This window comes from Micromonospora sp. WMMD975 (assembly GCF_029581215.1).
Classification (GTDB): domain Bacteria; phylum Actinomycetota; class Actinomycetes; order Mycobacteriales; family Micromonosporaceae; genus Micromonospora.
In genome coordinates, this window is sequence record NZ_CP120739.1 from 4,953,360 (window position 1) to 4,974,921 (window position 21,562).

Here is a 21,562-nt window from a genome sequence, read left to right on the forward strand (position 1 = left end):
CCTACAGCTTGATCTCGATGTCGACGCCAGCCGGCAGGTCGAGGCGCATGAGCGAGTCGACCGTCTTCGGGGTCGGGTCGATGATGTCGATCAGACGCTTGTGCGTACGCATCTCGAAGTGCTCGCGCGAGTCCTTGTACTTGTGCGGCGAGCGGATGACGCAGAAACGGTTGATCTCCGTGGGCAGCGGCACCGGGCCAGCGACCTGCGCCCCGGTACGCGTCACCGTCTCGACGATCTTCCGAGCCGAGGAGTCGACGACCTCGTGGTCATAGGCCTTGAGCCGGATGCGGATCTTCTGTCCCGCCATGGTGGCTTCTGTTCCTTCTCTCGATGCCGCTGTGTTGCGGGCGCCTGTACCGGCTGGTACCGGCCCACTTCCGCCGACCCCCGCGGTCGGGCGTGTCGCGCCCGTGGACCAAGCTCCGCCCCGAGACTCCGGAGCGATCCTCTTGACCACGCGGTGGGTCATGACGCCGGTCGCGGGAACCGCGACCTGAACGCCGCGCGAGGGTGGTTGACCGCCGATGGCGGTCAACCACCCTACGCGAGAGACTGTCTGCCTCCCGGGGTCCGGCCTCAACCGGACGCGGGTGACCGACCGTCGTTACGCAACCTGACTAGTATGCCGCACGACCGGCGGCAACGCTAATCGGGGTTACCCAGCTCACTTAATGATCTTGGTGACGCGACCCGCGCCGACCGTACGACCACCCTCGCGGATCGCGAACTTCAGGTTGTCCTCCATGGCGATGGGCTGGATCAGCTTCACCGACATCGAGGTGTTGTCGCCCGGCATGACCATCTCGGTGCCCTCGGGCAGCGTGACGACGCCGGTGACGTCCGTGGTCCGGAAGTAGAACTGCGGGCGGTAGTTCTGGAAGAACGGGGTGTGCCGGCCACCCTCCTCCTTGGAGAGGATGTAGACCGTCGCCTCGAACTCCGTGTGCGGGGTCGTGGTGCCCGGCTTGATGACGACCATGCCGCGCTCGACGTCCTCGCGCTTGGTGCCACGCAGCAGCAGGCCGACGTTCTCACCTGCGCGGGCGTCGTCCAGGGTCTTCCGGAACATCTCGATCGCGGTGACCTTGGTCTTGAAGCCCTTCTCGCGGATGCCGACGACCTCGACGTCCTCGTTCGGGAGCAGCACGCCACGCTCGACACGACCGGTGACGACGGTGCCACGACCGGTGATCGTGAACACGTCCTCGACCGGCATGAGGAACGGCTTCTCGGTCTCGCGCTCCGGCTGCGGGATCGCGGTGTCGACCGCGCTCATCAGCTCGAGCAGCTTCTCGGTCCAGACCGGGTCGCCCTCGAGCGCCTTCAGCGCGGAGACCTGGACGACCGGCAGGTCGTCACCCGGGTACTCCTGCGAGGAGAGCAGCTCGCGAACCTCGAGCTCGACGAGCTCCAGGAGCTCCTCGTCATCGACCATGTCGCTCTTGTTGAGCGCCACGACGATGTACGGCACGCCGACCTGACGGGCCAGCAGCACGTGCTCGCGGGTCTGCGGCATCGGGCCGTCGGTCGCCGCGACCACCAGGATCGCGCCGTCCATCTGCGCGGCACCGGTGATCATGTTCTTGATGTAGTCGGCGTGACCGGGGCAGTCGACGTGCGCGTAGTGACGCGCCTCGGTCTGGTACTCGACGTGCGCGATCGAGATCGTGATGCCGCGGGCCTTCTCCTCCGGCGCCTTGTCGATCTCGTCGAACGGCGTGTACGGGTTCAGGTCCGGGTACTGGTCGTGCAGGACCTTGGTGATGGCCGCCGTCAGCGTCGTCTTACCGTGGTCGATGTGACCAATGGTGCCGATGTTGACGTGCGGCTTAGTCCGCTCGAACTTCGCCTTCGCCACTGGTGTCCTCCTGTGGACTTTCTTGGTTCGTTCGCCCCGGTGCGCCGGTCGGCGCGTAGGACTCTGTCGACAGCCTTTCCGGCCTGACGGCCGGAGAGCCTTTGTGGGTTCTGCGGCGATGAAGCCTACAGGCCCGGATTCACACAACCCGACCGAGGTGGCCGCGGGCGGGAGCACCCTCCCGCGACCGCCCTCGGATCATCTCCGCCGGCTCAGGTGAGCGTCACTCACCCGTCGCCTTGGCGATGATCTCCTTCGCCACGCTCTGCGGCACTTCGGCGTAGGAGTCGAACTGCATGCTGTAGCTAGCCCGGCCCTGGGTCTTCGACCGCAGGTCGCCGACGTAGCCGAACATCTCCGACAGCGGCACCAGAGCCCGGACGACGCGAGCGCCGCTGCGCTCCTCCATCGCCTGGATGATGCCCCGACGGGAGTTGAGGTCGCCGATGACGTCACCCATGTTCTCCTCAGGAGTGGTGACCTCAACGGCCATCATCGGCTCGAGCAGTGCGGGGTCGGCCTTGCGGGCCGCCTCCTTCATCACCATCGAACCGGCGATCTTGAACGCCATCTCGGACGAGTCGACCTCGTGGTACTGCCCGTCCAGCAGCGTCAGCTTGAGACCCACAAGCGGGAAGCCGGCGAGGATGCCGTACTGCATGGCGTCCTGGGCGCCCGCGTCCACCGACGGGATGAACTCCCGGGGGATGCGACCACCGGTGACGGCGTTCGCGAACTCGTAGGTCGGCGAGTCGTTGCCAAGCGGCAGCGGCTCGACGCTCACGATGACGCGGGCGTACTGACCGGAGCCACCGGTCTGCTTCTTGTGGGTGTACTCGATCTTGTCCACCTTGCGGCGGATGGTCTCGCGGTACGCCACCTGCGGCTTGCCGAAGTTCGCCTCGACGTTGAACTCGCGGCGCATCCGGTCGACCATGATGTCCAGGTGCAGCTCGCCCATGCCGGAGATGACCGTCTGACCGGTCTGGTCGTCGAGCTTGACCCGGAACGTCGGGTCCTCCTCGGCGAGCTTCTGGATGGCGGTGCTGAGCTTCTCCTGGTCGGCCTTGGTCTTCGGCTCGATGGCCACCTCGATGACCGGCTCCGGGAAGGTCATCGACTCCAGGATGACCGGGTTCGCCGAGTCGCAGAGCGTGTCGCCGGTGGTGGTCTGCTTGAGACCCTGGACCGCGATGATGTCGCCGGCCTTGGCGGAGCTGCGCTCCTCCCGCTTGTTGGCGTGCATCTGGTAGATCTTGCCGATGCGCTCCTTGCGGTCCTTGGTGGAGTTGACCACCTGGGTACCGGTCTCGACCACGCCGGAGTAGACCCGGACGTAGGTGAGCTTGCCGAGGTGCTTGTCGGTCTGGATCTTGAACGCCAGGCCGGAGAACGGCTCGGAGGTGGACGGCTTCCGCAGCATCGGGGTCTCGCCGTCGGTGGCCGTACCCTCGATCGCCGGCACGTCCAGCGGCGACGGCAGGTAGTCGATGACGGCGTCGAGCATCGGCTGGACGCCCTTGTTCTTGAACGCCGAGCCGCAGAGCACCGGGTTGGCCTTGCTGGCGATGGTGGCGCGCCGGATGGCGGCCTTGATCTCCTCGGTGGAGATCTCCTCGCCCTCCAGGTACTTCTCCATCACCGCGTCGTCGACGTCGGCCAGGGTCTCCATCAGCTTCTCGCGCCACTCGGCCGCGGAGTCGGCCAGCTCGGCCGGGATCTCCTCGATCGCGTAGTCCTCACCCTTCTGGGTCTCCCCGCGCCAGGTGAGGGCGCGCATGCCGACCAGGTCGACGACGCCGATGTGGTCGCCCTCCAGGCCGATCGGGATCTGGAGCACCAGCGGGGTGGCGTTGAGCCGGTCGATCATCATCTGCACGCAGCGGAAGAAGTCGGCGCCGGTCCGGTCCAGCTTGTTGACGAAGCACATGCGCGGGACGCTGTACTTGTCCGCCTGGCGCCAGACGTTCTCCGTCTGCGGCTCCACACCGGCCACGCCGTCGTACACGGCGACCGCACCGTCCAGGACACGCAGCGACCGCTCGACCTCGACCGTGAAGTCGACGTGACCGGGCGTGTCGATGATCTGGATCGTGTGGCCCTTCCACTCGCACTTCGTGGCGGCGGAAGTGATGGTGATACCGCGCTCCTGCTCCTGCTCCATCCAGTCCATGACGGCGGCGCCCTCGTGGACCTCACCGATCTTGTACGTGATGCCGGTGTAGAACAGGATTCGCTCGGTGGTAGTGGTCTTACCGGCATCGATGTGCGCCATGATGCCGATGTTGCGTACGTTGGCGAGCGCGTCTGCGGCGGCCACTTCAATCCCTACTTATCGTCGTCTCGACACAACTGGTGGCGGTTCCGGCGCCTCGTGGGCGCCGGAACCTCAGGTGTTACCAGCGGTAGTGCGCGAAGGCCTTGTTGGACTCGGCCATCTTGTGCGTGTCCTCGCGCCGCTTGACGGCGGCACCGAGGCCGTTGCTCGCGTCCAGCAGCTCGTTCATCAGCCGCTCGATCATCGTCTTCTCACGCCGGGCCCGGGAGTAGGTCACCAGCCAGCGCAGACCGAGGGTGGTCGCGCGGGCCGGACGGACCTCGACCGGAACCTGGTAGGTGGCGCCACCGACACGGCGGCTACGCACCTCGAGGGTCGGCTTCACGTTGTCCATCGCGCGCTTGAGCGTGACGACGGGGTCGGTGCCGGACTTCTCGCGGCAGCCCTCCAGGGCGGCGTACACGATGCGCTCGGCGAGCTGACGCTTGCCGCGCAGCAGGATCTTGTTCACCAGCTGGGTGACCAGCGGCGAGTTGTACACCGGGTCAGCGACCAGCGGCTTCCGCGGAGCGGGTCCCTTACGCGGCATGTCAGCTCTTCTCCTTCTTCGCGCCGTAACGGCTGCGAGCCTGCTTGCGGTTGCGGACACCCTGGGTGTCCAGCGAGCCGCGAACGATCTTGTACCGCACGCCGGGGAGGTCCTTCACACGGCCGCCACGCACGAGCACGATCGAGTGCTCCTGCAGGTTGTGGCCGACGCCCGGGATGTAGGCGGTCACCTCGATCTGGCTGCTGAGCTTGACGCGAGCGACCTTGCGCAGCGCCGAGTTCGGCTTCTTGGGAGTGGTGGTGTACACGCGGGTGCACACGCCGCGCCGCTGGGGAGACCCCTTGAGCGCCGGGGTCTTGGTCTTGGTCGTCTTGGCCTGTCGGCCCTTCCGGACCAGCTGCTGAATGGTGGGCACCGGGTTTCTCCGCTCCCTTCGGCCGCTGCGAGGCGACCGCGCCGTCTGCTCTAGCCGGCCTGATGGACGGCTCTCCTACATTTCGACCGGGGCCACATGGACCCCAGCACCCGCGGTCGGGCGTGTCGCCCGAGTCACGGTCCCGTGCCGGCCGCTCGCGCGTCGTCCCGGGATCTTTGGTCTTGGTGGTGCGACCACGCGATCACCGGGATGACCGGCTCCAGCGCACGCACGCATTGCCCGGGCGAGCCCGGGCGCAAGGGGAAAGAGTACCCACCACAGGCGCGCCGGTCAAAACGGAACGGTTCGTCGGGACTGCTCCGCAGCCCCGCCGGCCGGCTTCCGGATCGCCGTTACGCCCCCGACAGGCACCTACGGTGGCAAGTGTACCGGCTGATCCGGCGTACGGCCCGGCGGCCCGGACACGCCCCGGGTCCGACGACGCAGGACATTCCGCAGAACAACGACGAATCCCCCAGCGGTTCTCACGTGATCTGCACCACCAGGGCCAGCCCGAGCCCGATCACACTCAGCAGCAGTCCGACCGCGCCGCAGCTGAGCCCGGCCACGGCCAGGCCGGTGCCGGTGAACCGGACCGCGGGCGGCGGCGCCGGCCGCCGGATCTGCCGCCGGGCGAAGAACCAGGCCACGATCGCCCCGACCCCACCGAGCGCGCCGAGCACGGTGAAGGCGCCCGCCGCCCAGGCGCCGCCGTAGTTCGGACCCGCGATGCCGAAGCAGAAGACCAGCAGCGACACCAGGATCGAGGCGATCCCGGCGATCAACGAGCCGATGGCCAGCCCGGAGGTGACCGGCGGCACGTCGAGATGGACCACCCCGAACGGGGTACCCGGCACCGCGTCCACCCGCTTCGGCGGCCGGGGTGCCTCGGGCGGAGGCGGCGGGAGCACCGGCCCGCCGCCGGGCGCGTTCCCCGGCGTCCCCCACCCACCGCCGTGGCCAGGTCCGCTCCCCGGCGTCCCCCACCCACCGCCGTGGCCAGGTCCGCTGACCGGGTACGCCCCGAGCCCGCCGTGCCCGGGCTGCCCCGGGTGGTACGGCGGCGCACCCGGCCCGGACGGCTGCTGGTGCACCGCCGGAGGGTGCACCGCCGGAGGGTACGGTCCCGCCGGCGGCCGAGGGCCGGGCGGCCCGGACACCGGCCCGCCAGCCCGGTCGGCGCGTTCCCACTCTCCGCCGGCCGGACCGGCTGGCTCCCCGCCAACCGGGGCGGCACGCTCCCCGACCGGCGAGTCGACGCGCTCGCCGGCGGCCGAGTCGACGCGCCCGCCGGCGGCCGGCGGGGGCGCCCACGGGCTGGTCGGAGCCGGGTCCCGCGGGGACACGGCGGGGTCCGCCCCGGCGCCGGGGCGGGTCGGGTCGCCGCCCGGCGCAGCCGGTTCCGTCACGGGGTCCTCCTGTCCATGGTCACCCGCCGTGCGGCGGACACCGGCCAGGCTACCGTCGCGGGTCACCGCCGGGTGGCCGGCGCGGAGCCCGCTCCCCCACCCGGTCAGTCGATGTTCGGGGCGAAGTCGTGCCCGAACGAGGCGTCGGCGTGCCGGACCACCCCGATCACCACCGCGGCCACCAGGGCGACGGCGGCGAGCACCAGGCCCACCTGGGCCAGCCGCTCGCCGCGGCGCAGCCGGTCCGCGCCGGTCAGGTAACCCCCCGACGCGTACGCCTCCCGGCGGGCCTGCCGGACCAGCGTGAGCGCGATCGTCGACGGCACCACCCCGCCGACGAAGAGGCCGGTCAACGCACCGATCAGGCCGAGCGCGAAGACGGCGCGGGCCTTCGTGGAGCGGACCGGCTCCGGGTCGTGCGGATGGCGGTGCGCCTGCGGCACGACGGGCACCTGCCCGGGCACGGTCGTCATGCTTTCCATCATGCCTCCCACCCGGGCGGCCTGATTCGGTGATCCACACCAGCCCGCCGAGGTGGCGGGTTCCGGGGCGCATTGACCCCACCACCTCGCCGTACTGGAGTGGATCAAGACCCGCCGGAACGCGACGAGGCCCCCGGCGGATGCCGGGGGCCTCGTCGTTCGTGCGGTTTAGCGGTACGACCCGAAGTCGAAGTCGTCAAGCGGCACCGCCTGGCCGCTGGCCGGCCCGAAGCCGTAGTCGGTCTCCGGGTAGCCGGTCATCGAGTAGACCTTGGCCTTCGCCTCCTCGGTCGGCTCGACCCGGACGTTGCGGTACTTGCTGATGCCCGTACCGGCCGGGATGAGCTTACCGATGATCACGTTCTCCTTGAGGCCGATCAGCGAGTCGCTGCGGGCGTGGATCGCCGCGTCCGTCAGCACCCGGGTGGTCTCCTGGAAGGAGGCCGCCGACAGCCAGGAGTCCGTGGCCAGCGAGGCCTTGGTGATACCCATCAGCACCGGACGACCGGCGGCGGGCTCGCCACCCTCGCCGACGAGCCGGCGGTTCTCCGACTCGAACAGCGCCCGGTCGACCAGCACGCCCGGCAGGAACTCGGTCGAGCCGGAGTCGATGACCGTCACCCGCTTGAGCATCTGCCGGATGATGATCTCGATGTGCTTGTCGTGGATGAGCACACCCTGCGAGCGGTAGACCTCCTGGACCTCCTGGGTCAGGTGGACCTGGACCGCACGCGGGCCGAGGATGCGCAGCAGCTCGTGCGGGTCGATGGTGCCCTCGGTGAGCTTCTCGCCGACCTCGACGTGGTCGCCGTCGTGCGCCCGGAGCCGGACCCGCTTGGAGATCTTGTCGTAGACGATCTCGTCGCTGCCGTCGTCCGGGATGACCACGATCTTGCGGGACCGCTCGCCGTCCTCGATCCGGATCCGGCCGGGGGTGTCGGCGATGGGCGCCTTACCCTTCGGCACCCGGGCCTCGAAGATCTCCTGCACACGGGGCAGACCCTGGGTGATGTCCTCACCCGCGACACCGCCGGTGTGGAAGGTACGCATGGTCAGCTGCGTACCGGGCTCACCGATCGACTGGGCGGCGATGATGCCGACCGCCTCGCCGACGTCCACGGTCTTGCCGGTCGGCAGCGAGCGGCCGTAGCACGCACCGCAGACGCCCAGCTTCGACTCGCAGGTGAGCACGCTGCGCACCCGGACCGTCTCCACCCCGGCGGCGACGATGGCGTCGACGCCGATGGAGTTGATGTCCTGGCCACGGTGGGCCACCACGGTGCCGTCCGGCCCCTTGATGTCGTCGGCGAGCGTCCGGGCGTGCACGCTGGTCTCGGCGTGCTCGTGCACGACCAGCTTGCCGTCCAGCTGCTCACCGATCTGCATCGGGATGGCCCGGTCGGTGCCGCAGTCCTCCTCGCGGATGATGACGTCCTGCGAGACGTCCACCAGACGCCGGGTCAGGTAGCCCGAGTCGGCGGTACGCAGGGCGGTGTCCGCGAGGCCCTTCCGGGCGCCGTGCGTGGAGATGAAGTATTCCAGCACGGAGAGACCCTCCCGGTACGAGGCCTTGATCGGCCGCGGGATGATCTCGCCCTTCGGGTTGGCCACCAGACCACGGATCGCCGCGATCTGCCGGAGCTGGAGCAGGTTACCGCGGGCACCCGAGTTGATCATCTTCCACAGCGGGTTCTCCTGCGGCAGCGCGGTGTCCATCTCCTTGGCGACCTCGTTCGTCGCCTTGGTCCAGATCTCGATGAGCTCGCCGCGACGCTCCTCGGCGGTCATCAGACCACGCTGGTACTGCTTGTCGATCCGGTCGGCTTCCTTCTCGTACCGCTCCAGGATCTCCCGCTTGCGCGGCGGAGCGATGACGTCCTCCATGCCGATGGTGACGCCGGACCAGGTGGCCCAGTGGAAGCCGGCCTCCTTGAGCCCGTCCAGGGTGGCCGCCAGGGCCACCTTCGGGAAGCGCTCGGCGAGGTCGTTGACGATCGCGGAGAGCTGCCCCTTGCGGATCTCGTAGTTCACGAAGCGGTAGCCCGGGGGCAGCGTCTCGTTGAACAGGACCCGGCCCAGGGTGGTCTCCACCGTCACCGGCTCGCCCTCGACCCAGCCCTCGGGCGCGGTCCACGGCTGCGCGCCGGCGCCGTTGTCGACACCGATCACGTCGTGCAGCCGGATCTTGACCGGGGTCTGCAGGTGCAGCTCGCCGTTGTCGTACGCCATCCGCGCCTCGGCGTCGGAGCTGAACGCCCGGCCCTCGCCCGTGCCACCCGGAGTGAGGTGGGTGAGGTGGTAGAGACCGATGACCATGTCCTGGGTGGGCATGGTGACCGGCTTGCCGTCGGCCGGCTTGAGGATGTTGTTCGACGACAGCATCAGGATCCGCGCCTCGGCCTGGGCCTCGGCGGACAGCGGCACGTGGACCGCCATCTGGTCACCGTCGAAGTCGGCGTTGAACGCGGTGCAGACCAGCGGGTGGATCTGGATCGCCTTGCCCTCGACCAGCTGCGGCTCGAAGGCCTGGATACCCAGGCGGTGCAGGGTGGGCGCCCGGTTCAGCAGGACCGGGTGCTCGCCGATGACCTCTTCCAGCACGTCCCACACGACCGGCCGCTGCCGCTCGACCATCCGCTTGGCGGACTTGATGTTCTGCGCGTGGTTGAGGTCGACCAGCCGCTTCATCACGAACGGCTTGAACAGCTCCAGCGCCATCTGCTTGGGCAGGCCGCACTGGTGCAGCTTGAGCTTCGGGCCGACCACGATGACCGAACGGCCGGAGTAGTCGACGCGCTTGCCGAGCAGGTTCTGGCGGAACCGGCCCTGCTTGCCCTTGAGCATGTCGGAGAGCGACTTCAGCGGCCGGTTACCCGGGCCGGTGACCGGACGACCGCGACGGCCGTTGTCGAACAGCGCGTCGACGGCCTCCTGGAGCATCCGCTTCTCGTTGTTGACGATGATCTCGGGCGCGCCGAGGTCGATCAGCCGCTTGAGGCGGTTGTTCCGGTTGATCACGCGACGGTAGAGGTCGTTCAGGTCGGACGTCGCGAAGCGGCCACCGTCGAGCTGCACCATCGGGCGCAGGTCCGGCGGGATGACCGGGACACAGTCGAGGACCATGCCGAGCGGCGAGTTCCGGGTGTTCTGGAACGCCGCGACGACCTTCAGGCGCTTGAGCGCACGGATCTTCCGCTGGCCCTTGCCGGAGCGGATGGTCTCGCGCAGGTTCTCCGCCTCGGCGGTGAGGTCCATGTTCTGGACCAGCGCCTTGATGGCCTCGGCGCCCATGCTGCCGGTGAAGTACTCACCGAAGCGGTCCCGCAGCTCGCGGTAGAGCAGCTCGTCGGTGACCAGCTGCTTCGGCTCCAGCTTGCGGAAGGTGTCGAGGACCTCGTCGAGGCGGTCGATCTCGCGCTGGGCCCGGTCGCGGATCTGGCGCATCTCGCGCTCTCCGCCCTCCTTGACCTTGCGCCGGACGTCCGCCTTCGCGCCCTCGGCCTCCAGCTCGGCCAGGTCGGCCTCGAGCTTGGCGGCACGCTTCTCGATCTCCGAGTCGCGGCTGTTCTCGGACTGCCGCTTCTCGGCCAGGATCTCGTTCTCGATGGTCGAGAGGTCGCGGTGACGCGCGTCGGCGTCCACGCTCGTCACGACGTACGAGGCGAAGTAAATGATCTTTTCGAGGTCCTTCGGGGCGAGGTCCAGCAGGTAGCCCAGCCGGCTCGGCACGCCCTTGAAGTACCAGATGTGGGTCACCGGAGCGGCCAGCTCGATGTGACCCATCCGCTCCCGGCGCACCTTGGAGCGGGTCACCTCGACGCCGCAGCGCTCGCAGATGATGCCCTTGAAGCGGACCCGCTTGTACTTACCGCAGTAGCACTCCCAGTCCCGCTGCGGACCGAAGATCTTCTCGCAGAAGAGCCCGTCCTTCTCCGGCTTCAGGGTGCGGTAGTTGATGGTCTCGGGCTTCTTGACCTCGCCGTGGGACCACTGACGGATGTCGTCGGCGGTGGCGAGACCGATGCGCAGCTCGTCGAAGAAGTTGACGTCGAGCACTATGTCCCCTATGTCGTCGTCTGTACTGCTAGCTAACGGGCGGGAGCGGGGGCCGGCCAGCCGACCCCCGACTCACCGCCTCAGACCTCTTCGACCGAGCTCGGCTCGCGCCGGGACAGGTCGATGCCCAGCTCCTCCGCCGCCCGGAACACCTCGTCGTCGGTCTCGCGCATCTCCAGGGCCACACCGTCGCTGGAGAGCACCTCGACGTTGAGGCACAGCGACTGCAGCTCCTTGAGCAGCACCTTGAACGACTCCGGGATGCCCGGCTCGGGGATGTTCTCGCCCTTGACGATGGCCTCGTAGACCTTGACCCGGCCGAGGACGTCGTCGGACTTGATGGTCAGCAGCTCCTGGAGGGCGTAGGCGGCGCCGTACGCCTGCATGGCCCAGCACTCCATCTCGCCGAAGCGCTGGCCACCGAACTGCGCCTTACCACCCAGCGGCTGCTGCGTGATCATCGAGTACGGACCGGTCGAGCGGGCGTGGATCTTGTCGTCGACCAGGTGGTTGAGCTTCAGGATGTAGACGTAGCCGACCGCGATCGGGTCGGGCAACGGCTCGCCGGAACGACCGTCGAACAGCTGCGCCTTGCCGGTGCGCCCGATCAGCTGGTTGCCGTCCCGGTTGGGCCGGGTCGACGCCAGCAGACCGGAGATCTCCTCCTCGCGGGCACCGTCGAAGACCGGAGTGGCCACGTTGGTGTCCGGCTCGGACTCGTGCGCGTTGATCGAGCGGAGCTGGCGCTTCCACTCCTCGTCGTCACCGTCGACGCTCCAGCCGGTCTTGGCCACCCACCCGAGGTGGGTCTCCAGGACCTGGCCGATGTTCATCCGGGACGGCACGCCGAGCGGGTTCAGCACGATGTCGACCGGGGTGCCGTCCTCCAGGAACGGCATGTCCTCGATCGGCAGGATCTTGGAGATGACGCCCTTGTTGCCGTGGCGGCCCGCGAGCTTGTCACCGTCCTGGATCTTGCGCTTCTGGGCCACGTAGACCCGCACCAGCTCGTTCACGCCCGGGGGCAGCTCGTCGCCGTCCTCGCGGGAGAAGGTGCGTACGCCGATGACCGTGCCGGTCTCGCCGTGCGGCACCTTCAGCGAGGTGTCACGGACCTCGCGCGCCTTCTCCCCGAAGATCGCGCGAAGCAGCCGCTCCTCCGGGGTCAGCTCGGTCTCGCCCTTCGGCGTGACCTTGCCGACCAGGATGTCACCGGGGACGACCTCGGCGCCGATCCGGATGATGCCGCGCTCGTCGAGGTCGGCGAGCATCTCCTCGCTGACGTTCGGGATGTCGCGGGTGATCTCCTCCGGGCCGAGCTTGGTGTCCCGGGCGTCGACCTCGTGCTCCTCGATGTGGATCGAGGTGAGCACGTCCTGCTGCACGAGGCGCTGCGACAGGATGATCGCGTCCTCGTAGTTGTGGCCCTCCCAGCACATGAACGCCACCAGCAGGTTGCGTCCGAGCGCCATCTCGCCCTCGTCGGTGCACGGACCGTCGGCGACGACCTGGCCGGCCTCGACGCGGTCGCCCTCGAAGACGACCGGCTTCTGGTTGACGCAGGAGCCGGCGTTGGAGCGGCGGAACTTGTGCAGCAGGTACGTCCGGCGGTGGCCGTCGTCCTGGTGGACGGTGATGTAGTCCGCGCAGAGGTCCTCGACCACACCGCCGACCTCGGCGACGACCACGTCGCCGGCGTCCACGGCCGCACGGTATTCCATGCCCGTACCGACGAGCGGAGCCTCGGCCTTGACCAGCGGCACCGCCTGACGCTGCATGTTCGCGCCCATGAGCGCGCGGTTGGCGTCGTCGTGCTCCAGGAACGGGATCATCGCGGTGGCGACCGAGGTCATCTGCCGCGGCGACACGTCCATGTAGTCCACGGCCCCGGGCGCCACGTCCTCGGTCTCGCCGCCCTTACGGCGGACCAGGACGCGATCCTCGGCGAACGTGCCGTCCGACCGCAGCGGCGCGTTGGCCTGCGCCTTGACGAACCGGTCCTCCTCGTCCGCGGTCAGGTAGTCGATCTGGTCGGTGACCCGACCGTCGATGACCTTCCGGTACGGCGTCTCGATGAAGCCGAACGGGTTGACCCGGGCGAAGGTGGAGAGCGCGCCGATCAGGCCGATGTTCGGGCCTTCCGGCGTCTCGATCGGGCACATCCGGCCGTAGTGGGACGGGTGCACGTCGCGGACCTCGAAGCCGGCCCGCTCACGGGACAGACCACCCGGGCCGAGCGCGCTCAGCCGGCGCCGGTGGGTCAGACCCGCCAGCGGGTTGGTCTGGTCCATGAACTGGGACAGCTGCGACGTGCCGAAGAACTCCTTGATCGCCGCCACCACCGGGCGGATGTTGATCAGGGTCTGCGGCGTGATCGCCTCGACGTCCTGGGTGGTCATCCGCTCGCGGACGACCCGCTCCATCCGGGAGAGACCCACCCGGACCTGGTTCTGGATCAGCTCGCCCACGGTGCGCAGGCGACGGTTGCCGAAGTGGTCGATGTCGTCGGCCTCGTAGCCCTCCTCACCGGCGTGCAGCCGGCAGAGGTATTCCACGGTGGCGACGATGTCGTCCTCGGTCAGCGTGCCGGTGTTCATCGGCACGTCGACTTCGAGCTTCTTGTTGAACTTGTAGCGCCCGACCTTCGCGACGTCGTACCGCTTCGGGTTGAAGAAGAGGTTGTCGAGCAGGGTCTGGGCGTTCTCCCGGGTCGGCGGCTCGCCAGGACGGAGCTTCCGGTAGATGTCCAGCAACGCCTCGTCCTGGCCGGCGATGTGGTCCTTCTCCAGGGTGGTCATCATGAGCTCGGACCAGCCGAACTTCTCGCGGATGCGCTCCGCGGACCACCCGATGGCCTTCAGCAGGACGGTGACGGCCTGCCGGCGCTTGCGGTCGATGCGTACGCCGACCGTGTCGCGCTTGTCGATGTCGAACTCCAGCCAGGCACCCCGACTCGGGATGACCTTGACGCTGGAGAGGTCGCGGTCGGAGGTCTTGTCCGGCTGCTTGTCGAAGTAGACGCCCGGCGAGCGGACGAGCTGGCTGACCACGACGCGCTCGGTGCCGTTGATGATGAAGGTGCCCTTCGGCGTCATCATCGGGAAGTCACCCATGAACACCGTCTGGCTCTTGATCTCGCCAGTGGTGTTGTTGGTGAACTCCGCGGTCACGAACAGCGGCGCGCAGTAGGTCAGGTCCTTCTCCTTGCACTCCTCGATCGAGGCCTTGACCTCGTCGAAGCGCGGAGCGGAGAAGGACAGCGACATGGTGCCGGAGAAGTCCTCAATGGGACTGATCTCGTCGAGGATCTCCGCGAGACCCGAGCGTGCGTGCGGGTCGTCCGCCGACCGGCCCTGCCAAGCCTCGTTGCCGACGAGCCAGTCGAAGGACTCGTTCTGAATGGCGAGGAGGTTGGGGACCTCGAGGTGTTCGGTGATCCGACCGAAAGAAACTCGGCGGGGCGCGAAAGCGCTCGACGTACGACTGGTCTTCGCAGGGCGGGAAGCTGCCAAGATGCGTCCTTCCGAGGACCGGTGCTGCAGAACGGCTGGTACGCGTGCACTCCAATGACCCCACCAGAAATATCCACAATCGGACATTTCCGAGCAGGGGTCAAGTCGGAAGGCAGCGCAAACTAGCAGTGTAGCCGAGAGGCTAACCGCTGTCCAGCCCACCCCGCAGGTCGTCGCGGAACAAGCCCTGGAACCTCGGAAAAACCGGGTCCACCGGGCCGCTCGGAACGCGACGCTCCTGCCGGTCCGCCCGGGTGCCGCGGCGGCGGTGCTGCCGTTGCCTTTACCCGAGTGGCGGCCGTTGCAAGCGCGGAAGGTCTTGCTGATGTCAGCGTGCCTGCCGGGCCGTGTCGCGTCAAGGGCCGGTTACCGCTCGGGGTGTCTTTCCCCCGACGGGACGACCTGCCCCGGGTCGCTGGGAAATCGGTGCGAGGATCCTGTACGCCCTGCTCACACCGGTGACGCCGGCCGGCACGAACACGGCGGGCGGTGATCCGGTTCCGGATCACCGCCCGCCGCGACGCGGTGTGCCCCGGCTCACGTGAGCCGGAAGCGCGCCTCAGGTCAAACCGAGGTCACTTGAGGGTGACCTTGGCGCCCTCGCCCTCGAGCTTCGCCTTCGCCTTCTCGGCGGTCTCCTTGTTGGCCTTCTCCAGGATGGCCTTCGGAGCGGCCTCGACCAGGTCCTTGGCCTCCTTGAGGCCCAGGCCGGTCAGCTCGCGAACGACCTTGATGACCTGGATCTTCTTGCCACCGTCGGCGTCGAGGATGACGTCGAACTCGTCCTTCTCCTCCTCCGCCGGAGCGGCGGCGGCGCCACCGGCGCCGCCGGCCGCGGCAACCGCGACCGGAGCGGCGGCGGTGACCTCGAAGGTCTCCTCGAACTGCTTCACGAACTCGGAGAGCTCGATCAGCGTCATCTCCTTGAACGCGTCAAGCAGCTCGTCGGTGCTGAGCTTCGCCATGTCTGGCGTCCTTTCTGCAAGTGGAAACTAAGAATGTGGTGCGCCGTGCGGCCTCAGGCCGCCTCGGCGCCCTCCTGCTCGCGCTTCTTGTCCGCCAGGGCGGCCGCCGCGCGGGCGGCCTTGGAGAGCGGGGCCTGGAACAGGGCCGCGGCCTTGCTCAGGTTGCCCTTCATGGCGCCGGCCAGCTTGGCCAGCAGCACCTCGCGGGACTCCAGATCGGCGAGCTTCGTGACCTCGGCCGCGGAAATGGCCTTGCCCTCGAAGACACCGCCCTTGATGACGAGCTTCGGGTTGGCCTTCGCGAAGTCGCGAAGCCCCTTCGCCGCCTCGACGACGTCGCCCGAAACGAAAGTCAGCGCGGTAGGACCGGTGAACAGCTCGTCGAGGCCGGAGATGCCCGCATCGGCCGCGGCACGCTTGGCCAGCGTGTTCTTCGCGACCGTGTAGCTGGTCTCCTTGCCGAGCGTGCGCCGCAGCTGAGTGAGCTGCGAAACCGTGAGCCCGCGGTACTCGGTGAGCACGGTGGCTCCCGACGAGCGGAAGCTCTCGGTCAGCTCGGAGACGGCCGTGGCCTTGTCGGCCCGGATCGGCTTGTCCGCCATGTCCCTCCTCTCTCGTTGCTCGGAGCTGGCTCGCCGGCGACGAGCGGAGGCTCGCGACGGCGGCGGAGGGACCGTGAACAACGAAAGAGCCCCGGCGCGGGGCGCACGGGGCGAGGGCCGGGATCATGGGGCACAGTCGGCGGACCGTGCGTGACACCGAGTTTCGCTTGCCGCCCTGCGCGGGTCGCCCGTCGTCGCGGGACCTTCGACCGTGCCGAGGCACGGTGACCAGCGGTCTTTGGGTGGAACTACCGCACCAGGTTACGTGACGTGAGCCGGAGCGCCAAATCGTCTGCGGGTGCTCCCGGTCACCCGCCTGATCAGGCTCGGTCGCGCCGCCCCCAGGCGTAGCCGGCCAGCACCACCACGGTCCAGAGCGCCGCCCAGCCGGTGAGCAGCAGGCCGGTGCCGGCAGCGATCGGCTCGTTGACCGCCCGCGCGGTCGCCATCACCGGTGGGACCAGCCACGGCACCACCGAGCCGGACAGCCCGCACACCACCACCCCGACCAGCCCGACCGCCAGCACGGCCGCGCCGTAACCGGCGCTGCGGGTGATCGCCCGGCTGGCCAGCGCGCCGAGAGCCACCGCGGCCGGCAACCCGAGCAGGTGCGCCCAGACGCCGAGCGCCACCCCGACGAGAGCCGACCGGCCCTCCGGCCCGCTCTCCAGCGACACCGCGCCGAGCGGCCACGGCATCGCCAACGCGAGCAGCACCAGGACGAGCCCGGCGACGAACGCCGCGAGCAGGCCGGCCACCCGTTCCCGGACCGGCCCGATGACGACCCGGGCCAACCGGCGCTGCACGTCGGGTTCGACGTCCAGCAGGATCTTGGTCTGCCAGGCCAGCACCGGGAAGATCACCACCGCGGAGACGCCGTAGACCCCCGCGGGCCGGCCCCCGCCACCGCCGCCGTAGAGAATGCCCAGGGCGAAGAGGCCGGCAAGCATCGGTGCCAGCACCCGCCCGGTCTGCACGAAGCCGGCCAGCCGCAACCGCACCAGGGCGATCACCGGGTCACCTCCGACGTCGTCCCGTCCCGGCCGGTCCGGACGGCCGGTGTTGCCCCGGCCGGATCGTCACCCGGCGCCAGGCCGGCGGACGGCGTTTCGCCGCCCGGGTTGCCCGACGAAGCCCCGGACGAAGCGCCAGACGAAGCCTCAGCCGGGCCGCCCGACGACGTGGGGACGCCCGTCGGCGCCTCGGCCGGGCCGCCCGGCGGATCGGCGAGCGCCGGCTCCGGGGACGTGGCTGCGGCGGGGACGGCGTGGTCGCGTACCCGAAGAATCTGATGGCCGTCGGCGCGCAGGCGGGCGACGGTGGTGGCGAGCCGCGCGGCCGGCACCGCCAGCTCGACCACGGCGACGGCCGCGCCCCCGGACGACGCCGCCTCGGCCAGCGTGCCGTCGGCGACCGACCACTGCCGGGCGCCGGGCAGACGGACGGTCTCCCCCCGGTGGTCGCTGACCAGCACCGCACCGCCGCCCGCCAACACCTCGCCGATCATCTCGGGGACCAACTCGCGGGCTGCCGCGTCCAGCCCTTCCCAGGGTTCGTCGAGCACAAGCAGGCCGGGCGGGCGCAACAGCGCCTGCGCCAGGCCGACCTTCTGGGCGGTGCCCTTCGACAGCTGCGGCAGGCGCACGTCGTGGAACCGGGTCAGGCCCAGCCGTTCCACCCAGTGACGCACCGCCCGGTCGGCGGCGGGCCCGGACAGGCCGGCGACGCGACCCATCGCGGCCAGGTAGGCCCCGACGGTGAACGGCTGGTCGGCCGGGAACCGCTCGGGCACCCACCCGACGGTGGCCGGCCGGTCGACCACCCGGCCCCGGCCCGGACGCAACACCCCGGCGGCGAGCTGGAGCAGCGTGGACTTGCCCGCTCCGTTGCGGCCGAGCACGACCACGACGTCACCCGGGCCGATCGCCGCGTCGACCTGCCGCAGCACCCAGGGACCGCGCCTGTGGTAGCGGAGCCATACCCCGTCGAACCGCATGCGCCGAGCCTGCCACATCGGACAGACGGACGGGGCCCCGCCACGGCGTGGTGGCGGGGCCCCGTCCGGGAAGCGCGTGCTCAGCCCTCGGCCGAGCCCTCCTGGAGGTTCTTGACCACCTTCGGGTCGACCGGGACGCCCGGGCCCATGGTGGTGGTCAGGGTGACCTTCCGGAGGTAGGTGCCCTTGGCCGCGGACGGCTTGGCGCGGAGCACCTCGTCCAGCACCGCGGCGTAGTTGTCCACCAGCTGGGTCTCGGAGAAGGAGGCCTTGCCGATGATCAGGTGCAGGTTGGAGTGCTTGTCCACCCGGAAGGTGATCTTGCCACCCTTGATGTCCGCGACCGCCTTGGTGACGTCCATGGTCACGGTGCCGGTCTTCGGGTTCGGCATCAGGCCGCGCGGGCCCAGGATCCGCGCGATCCGGCCGATCTTGGCCATCTGGTCCGGCGTGGCGATCGCCGCGTCGAAGTCCAGCCAACCACCCTGGATCCGGGCGACCAGCTCGTCGGTGCCCACCTCGTCCGCACCCGCCGCGGCGGCCTCCTCGGCCTTCGCGCCGGCGGCGAAGACGATCACGCGGGCGGTCTTACCGGTGCCGTGCGGCAGGTTGACCGTGCCGCGGACCATCTGGTCCGCCTTGCGGGGGTCGACGCCGAGGCGCATCGCGACCTCGACCGTGGCGTCGAACTTGACGTTGGTGTTCTCCTTGGCCAGCTTGACGGCCTCGGCGGGGGCGTAGAGCTTGGACCGGTCGATGACCTCGGCGGCCTTGCGGTAGCTCTTGCTGCGCTGCATTTCTGGTGACTCCTGTGGTCTCTGGCGGGCGCGCGGCATCGCGGCCCTCCCACGAACGGATCGGGTGGAGCGGTGGAGCGAGATCAGTCGGCGACGGTCAGGCCCATCGACCGGGCGGTGCCGGCGATGATCTTCTCGGCCTGGTCGATGTCGTTGGCGTTGAGGTCCGCCATCTTCTTCTCGGCGATCTCGCGCAGCTGGGCGCGGGTGACCGAGCCGACCTTCTCCTTGTGCGGGACGCCCGAGCCCTTCTGCACGCCGGCGGCCTTGATCAGCAGCCGGGCGGCGGGCGGGGTCTTCAGCACGAAGGTGAAGGTGCGGTCCTCGTAGACGCTGATCTCGGCGGGGACGACGTCGCCCCGCTGGGACTCGGTCTGCGCGTTGTAGGACTTGCAGAACTCCATGATGTTCACGCCGTGCTGGCCGAGCGCTGGGCCGACCGGCGGCGCCGGGGTGGCCTGGCCCGCCGGCAGCTGAAGCGTGAACGTCTTGACGAGCTTCTTCTTCGGAGGCATGTCTCTTCCTGGGGCTTGGAACCGGGATTTTCCGCCGCCCGCGGGCGCGCACGGTCAGCGCGGTGCGGACGGCCGACGTTCAAGAGTAGCGCAGTCCGACGCGACACCGGCGGCCGGCCCGCGAAGGCCGACCGCCGGTGCGGACGTACGTCAGATCTTGGCGACCTGGTTGAAGTTCAGCTCGACCGGCGTCTCCCGGCCGAAGATCGACACCAGCACCTTGAGCTTCTGCTGATCGGCGTTGATCTCGCTGATCGTCGCCGGCAGCGACGCGAACGCGCCGTCGGTGACGGTGACCGAGTCGCCGACCTCGAAGTCGAGGACCTTGACCTCGGGCTTCGCCTTCTTCTGCTCGGTCTCGACCGCCGGGGCGAGCCACTTGAGCACCTCGTCGAGGCTCAACGGCGCCGGCCGGTCGGCCCGGTCGGTGGCGCCGACGAAGCCGGTGACCCCCGGGGTGTTCCGGACGCAGGAGTAGGACTCGGCGGTCAGCTCCATCCGGACCAGGATGTAGCCCGGGAAGACCTTCGCCTGGACCTGCGACCGCTTGCCGTTCTTGACCTCGACCTCTTCCCGGGTCGGGACCTCGACCTGGTAGATGTAGTCCTCCATGTCGAGGGACGTGATCCGGGTCTCGAGGTTGGTCTTGACCTTGTTCTCGTAGCCGGCGTACGAGTGCACCACGTACCAGTCACCGGGCGCGTAGCGCAGCTTCTGGCGCAGCTCGGCCACCGGATCGAAGTCCTCGTCCGGGGCCGGCTCGGTGGTCGGGAACTCCGGCTCGCTGGCGGCCTCGACCGACTCGTTGCTGTCCGCCGTCGCCACCGCGGACTGCTCGTCCGGGGTCTCGGCGGTCTCGTCGTACTCAGGCACGCTCGCTCACTTCCGTCAGTATCGCTGTCCGCAGGTCAGCTGGGGTTGCCGAAGACCCACAGCACCGCCTTGGCGAAGCCGTAGTCCAGGCCGGCCACGATCGCCAGCATCACCGCGACGAAGGTGACCACCACGGCCGTGTAGGTCAGCAGCTCCTTGCGGGTCGGCCAGATGACCTTACGCAGCTCGGCCACGACCTCGCGGAAGAACCGCGCGATGCGGGCGAAGAGCCCGATCCGCTCGGTGTCCTTACGGGTCTTCCGGCCCTCGGCGGGCTCGGCGTGCGCCCGCTTGCGGGTCGCCGTGCCGCCCCGGGAGACCGGCTCGTCCGCGTCGGCGGCATCGTCGGCCACGTCGTCGTCGGCCACGTCGTCGACAGTCGCGTCGTCGTTCAGACGCTCGTCGCCGTCGTCCTCGCCGCGCCGCTTCTTCTCGGCCACTTCGCCCTCCGTGCGGGGTATGGGGTCGCACGCCGGGCGGCGTGCGCGGCGTGTTGGTCACGCCGGCCGGACCAACCGTCCCGCGACGGGCCGCGGCCGGCGGACCGGTCAGGAGAGCCCCGAACGCCTCGGAACCACCCCACCGGTGCCACCACCACGGGCCGGACGCCACCGCGAACGGCGGCGCGACCCACGGGAACGGTCAGGCCTGAGGCGCAGGGGTGACAGGACTTGAACCTGCAGCCTGCGGTTTTGGAGACCGCTGCTCTGCCAATTGAGCTACACCCCTGTGCGGCAACTCACCTCCACCCGGACACAAGGTGCCGAGCGGGGGTCACTTGCCCCACGGCGGACCAGTGTACGGGTAGTCGTACGACTTTCCCAACCGGTCCACCCCACGCGCGTCGGGTCGCCCCTCAGCGAGAAACGCGGACCAGCGCCCGGGCCTGCGAGAGCACCTTCTCGCCCTGGCACGTCGCGGTGATGTCGAGCCTGGTCAGACCCGCCTCGGTGACCTCCTTGACCACCGCGGCGACCTCGATCTCGGTGCCCTCGTCGGTGTCCGGGACGACCACCGGCCGGGTGAAGCGGACGCCGAAGTCGACCACCGCGTCCGGCGAACCGGCCCAGCCGACGACCGCGCGACCGACCAGAGCCATGGTGAACATGCCGTGGGCGATCACCCCGGGCAGGCCCACTCCGGCGGCGGTCCGGTCGCTCCAGTGGATCGGGTTGAAGTCCCCCGAGGCGCCCGCGTAGCGGACCAGGTCCGCCCGGGTCACCCGGTAGGTCTGGACGGGCAGTTCCATCC

18 protein-coding genes and 1 tRNA gene are annotated in these 21,562 nt (G+C 69.4%); all 19 read right to left on the reverse strand.

What is annotated here, in order from left to right; all coding sequences use genetic code 11:
* Position 1: 1 nt before the first annotated feature.
* Positions 2-310, reverse strand: a complete 309-nt coding sequence (gene rpsJ, locus O7613_RS21860; RefSeq protein ID WP_007073037.1) for a 30S ribosomal protein S10 — start codon at positions 308-310, stop codon at positions 2-4.
* Positions 311-667: 357 nt separating this feature from the next.
* Positions 668-1,861, reverse strand: coding sequence for an elongation factor Tu (gene tuf, locus O7613_RS21865; RefSeq protein ID WP_091426406.1), 1,194 nt, complete (start codon positions 1,859-1,861; stop codon positions 668-670).
* 223 nt (positions 1,862-2,084) lie between these two features.
* A complete protein-coding gene (gene fusA / locus O7613_RS21870; protein ID WP_281586604.1) occupies positions 2,085-4,181 on the reverse strand; it encodes an elongation factor G in 2,097 nt (698 codons plus the stop codon).
* 76 nt (positions 4,182-4,257) lie between these two features.
* Entirely contained in the window at positions 4,258-4,728 is a 471-nt protein-coding gene (gene rpsG, locus O7613_RS21875; RefSeq protein ID WP_077938296.1) for a 30S ribosomal protein S7, read from the reverse strand.
* A gap of 1 nt (position 4,729) precedes the next feature.
* Positions 4,730-5,104 (reverse strand): 30S ribosomal protein S12, encoded by a 375-nt coding sequence (gene rpsL, locus O7613_RS21880; protein WP_007465318.1) that lies wholly within the window; start codon positions 5,102-5,104, stop codon positions 4,730-4,732.
* Positions 5,105-5,589: 485 nt separating this feature from the next.
* Positions 5,590-5,970, reverse strand: coding sequence for a hypothetical protein (locus O7613_RS21885; protein WP_281590077.1), 381 nt, complete (start codon positions 5,968-5,970; stop codon positions 5,590-5,592).
* Between the two features lie 647 nt (positions 5,971-6,617).
* The gene (locus O7613_RS21890) at positions 6,618-6,986 is read right to left on the reverse strand and encodes a hypothetical protein (RefSeq protein WP_281586603.1); all 369 of its coding nucleotides are present in this window, start codon (positions 6,984-6,986) and stop codon (positions 6,618-6,620) included.
* Positions 6,987-7,163: 177 nt separating this feature from the next.
* Positions 7,164-11,051, reverse strand: a complete 3,888-nt coding sequence (locus O7613_RS21895) for a DNA-directed RNA polymerase subunit beta' (RefSeq protein ID WP_281586602.1) — start codon at positions 11,049-11,051, stop codon at positions 7,164-7,166.
* A gap of 80 nt (positions 11,052-11,131) precedes the next feature.
* Positions 11,132-14,563 carry a DNA-directed RNA polymerase subunit beta gene (locus O7613_RS21900; RefSeq protein WP_281586601.1) on the reverse strand — a complete coding sequence of 1,144 codons (3,432 nt, stop codon included), beginning with the start codon at positions 14,561-14,563 and terminating at the stop codon, positions 11,132-11,134.
* A gap of 575 nt (positions 14,564-15,138) precedes the next feature.
* Positions 15,139-15,528 carry a 50S ribosomal protein L7/L12 gene (rplL, locus tag O7613_RS21905; protein WP_281586600.1) on the reverse strand — a complete coding sequence of 130 codons (390 nt, stop codon included), beginning with the start codon at positions 15,526-15,528 and terminating at the stop codon, positions 15,139-15,141.
* A 53-nt stretch (positions 15,529-15,581) separates the two neighbouring features.
* Entirely contained in the window at positions 15,582-16,130 is a 549-nt protein-coding gene (gene rplJ / locus O7613_RS21910; protein ID WP_281586599.1) for a 50S ribosomal protein L10, read from the reverse strand.
* A 320-nt stretch (positions 16,131-16,450) separates the two neighbouring features.
* Positions 16,451-17,143, reverse strand: coding sequence for a hypothetical protein (locus tag O7613_RS21915; protein ID WP_282289772.1), 693 nt, complete (start codon positions 17,141-17,143; stop codon positions 16,451-16,453).
* Complete coding sequence (locus O7613_RS21920; protein ID WP_282289773.1) at positions 17,140-18,126, reverse strand: ATP-binding cassette domain-containing protein; 987 nt, start codon at positions 18,124-18,126, stop codon at positions 17,140-17,142. The genes O7613_RS21915 and O7613_RS21920 overlap by 4 nt, the downstream gene beginning before the upstream one ends.
* An 80-nt stretch (positions 18,127-18,206) precedes the next feature.
* The gene (gene rplA, locus O7613_RS21925; RefSeq protein ID WP_281586596.1) at positions 18,207-18,923 is read right to left on the reverse strand and encodes a 50S ribosomal protein L1; all 717 of its coding nucleotides are present in this window, start codon (positions 18,921-18,923) and stop codon (positions 18,207-18,209) included.
* Positions 18,924-19,006: 83 nt separating this feature from the next.
* Positions 19,007-19,438: a 50S ribosomal protein L11 gene (gene rplK, locus O7613_RS21930; RefSeq protein WP_091065740.1), complete on the reverse strand. Its 432-nt coding sequence runs from the start codon at positions 19,436-19,438 to the stop codon at positions 19,007-19,009.
* Between the two features lie 150 nt (positions 19,439-19,588).
* Complete coding sequence (gene nusG / locus O7613_RS21935) at positions 19,589-20,311, reverse strand: transcription termination/antitermination protein NusG (RefSeq protein WP_091065737.1); 723 nt, start codon at positions 20,309-20,311, stop codon at positions 19,589-19,591.
* A gap of 35 nt (positions 20,312-20,346) precedes the next feature.
* Positions 20,347-20,751: a preprotein translocase subunit SecE gene (gene secE / locus O7613_RS21940; RefSeq protein ID WP_282289774.1), complete on the reverse strand. Its 405-nt coding sequence runs from the start codon at positions 20,749-20,751 to the stop codon at positions 20,347-20,349.
* Between the two features lie 216 nt (positions 20,752-20,967).
* Positions 20,968-21,040 (reverse strand) — tRNA-Trp (locus O7613_RS21945).
* 127 nt (positions 21,041-21,167) lie between these two features.
* Positions 21,168-21,560 (reverse strand): MaoC family dehydratase, encoded by a 393-nt coding sequence (locus O7613_RS21950; protein WP_282289775.1) that lies wholly within the window; start codon positions 21,558-21,560, stop codon positions 21,168-21,170.
* Between the last annotated feature and the right edge of the window lie 2 nt (positions 21,561-21,562).

What these genes read in the sequence shown, in the direction of transcription:
- rpsJ (WP_007073037.1), bottom strand. Translation starts at nt 310, where the DNA reads ATGGCGGGACAGAAGATCCGCATCCGGCTCAAGGCCTATGACCACGAG.
- rpsG (WP_077938296.1), bottom strand. Translation starts at nt 4,728, where the DNA reads ATGCCGCGTAAGGGACCCGCTCCGCGGAAGCCGCTGGTCGCTGACCCG.
- O7613_RS21890 (WP_281586603.1), bottom strand. Translation starts at nt 6,986, where the DNA reads ATGACGACCGTGCCCGGGCAGGTGCCCGTCGTGCCGCAGGCGCACCGC.
- rplL (WP_281586600.1), bottom strand. Translation starts at nt 15,528, where the DNA reads ATGGCGAAGCTCAGCACCGACGAGCTGCTTGACGCGTTCAAGGAGATG.
- rplJ (WP_281586599.1), bottom strand. Translation starts at nt 16,130, where the DNA reads ATGGCGGACAAGCCGATCCGGGCCGACAAGGCCACGGCCGTCTCCGAG.
- O7613_RS21920 (WP_282289773.1), bottom strand. Translation starts at nt 18,126, where the DNA reads ATGCGGTTCGACGGGGTATGGCTCCGCTACCACAGGCGCGGTCCCTGG.
- rplA (WP_281586596.1), bottom strand. Translation starts at nt 18,923, where the DNA reads ATGCAGCGCAGCAAGAGCTACCGCAAGGCCGCCGAGGTCATCGACCGG.
- rplK (WP_091065740.1), bottom strand. Translation starts at nt 19,438, where the DNA reads ATGCCTCCGAAGAAGAAGCTCGTCAAGACGTTCACGCTTCAGCTGCCG.
- O7613_RS21950 (WP_282289775.1), bottom strand. Translation starts at nt 21,560, where the DNA reads ATGGAACTGCCCGTCCAGACCTACCGGGTGACCCGGGCGGACCTGGTC.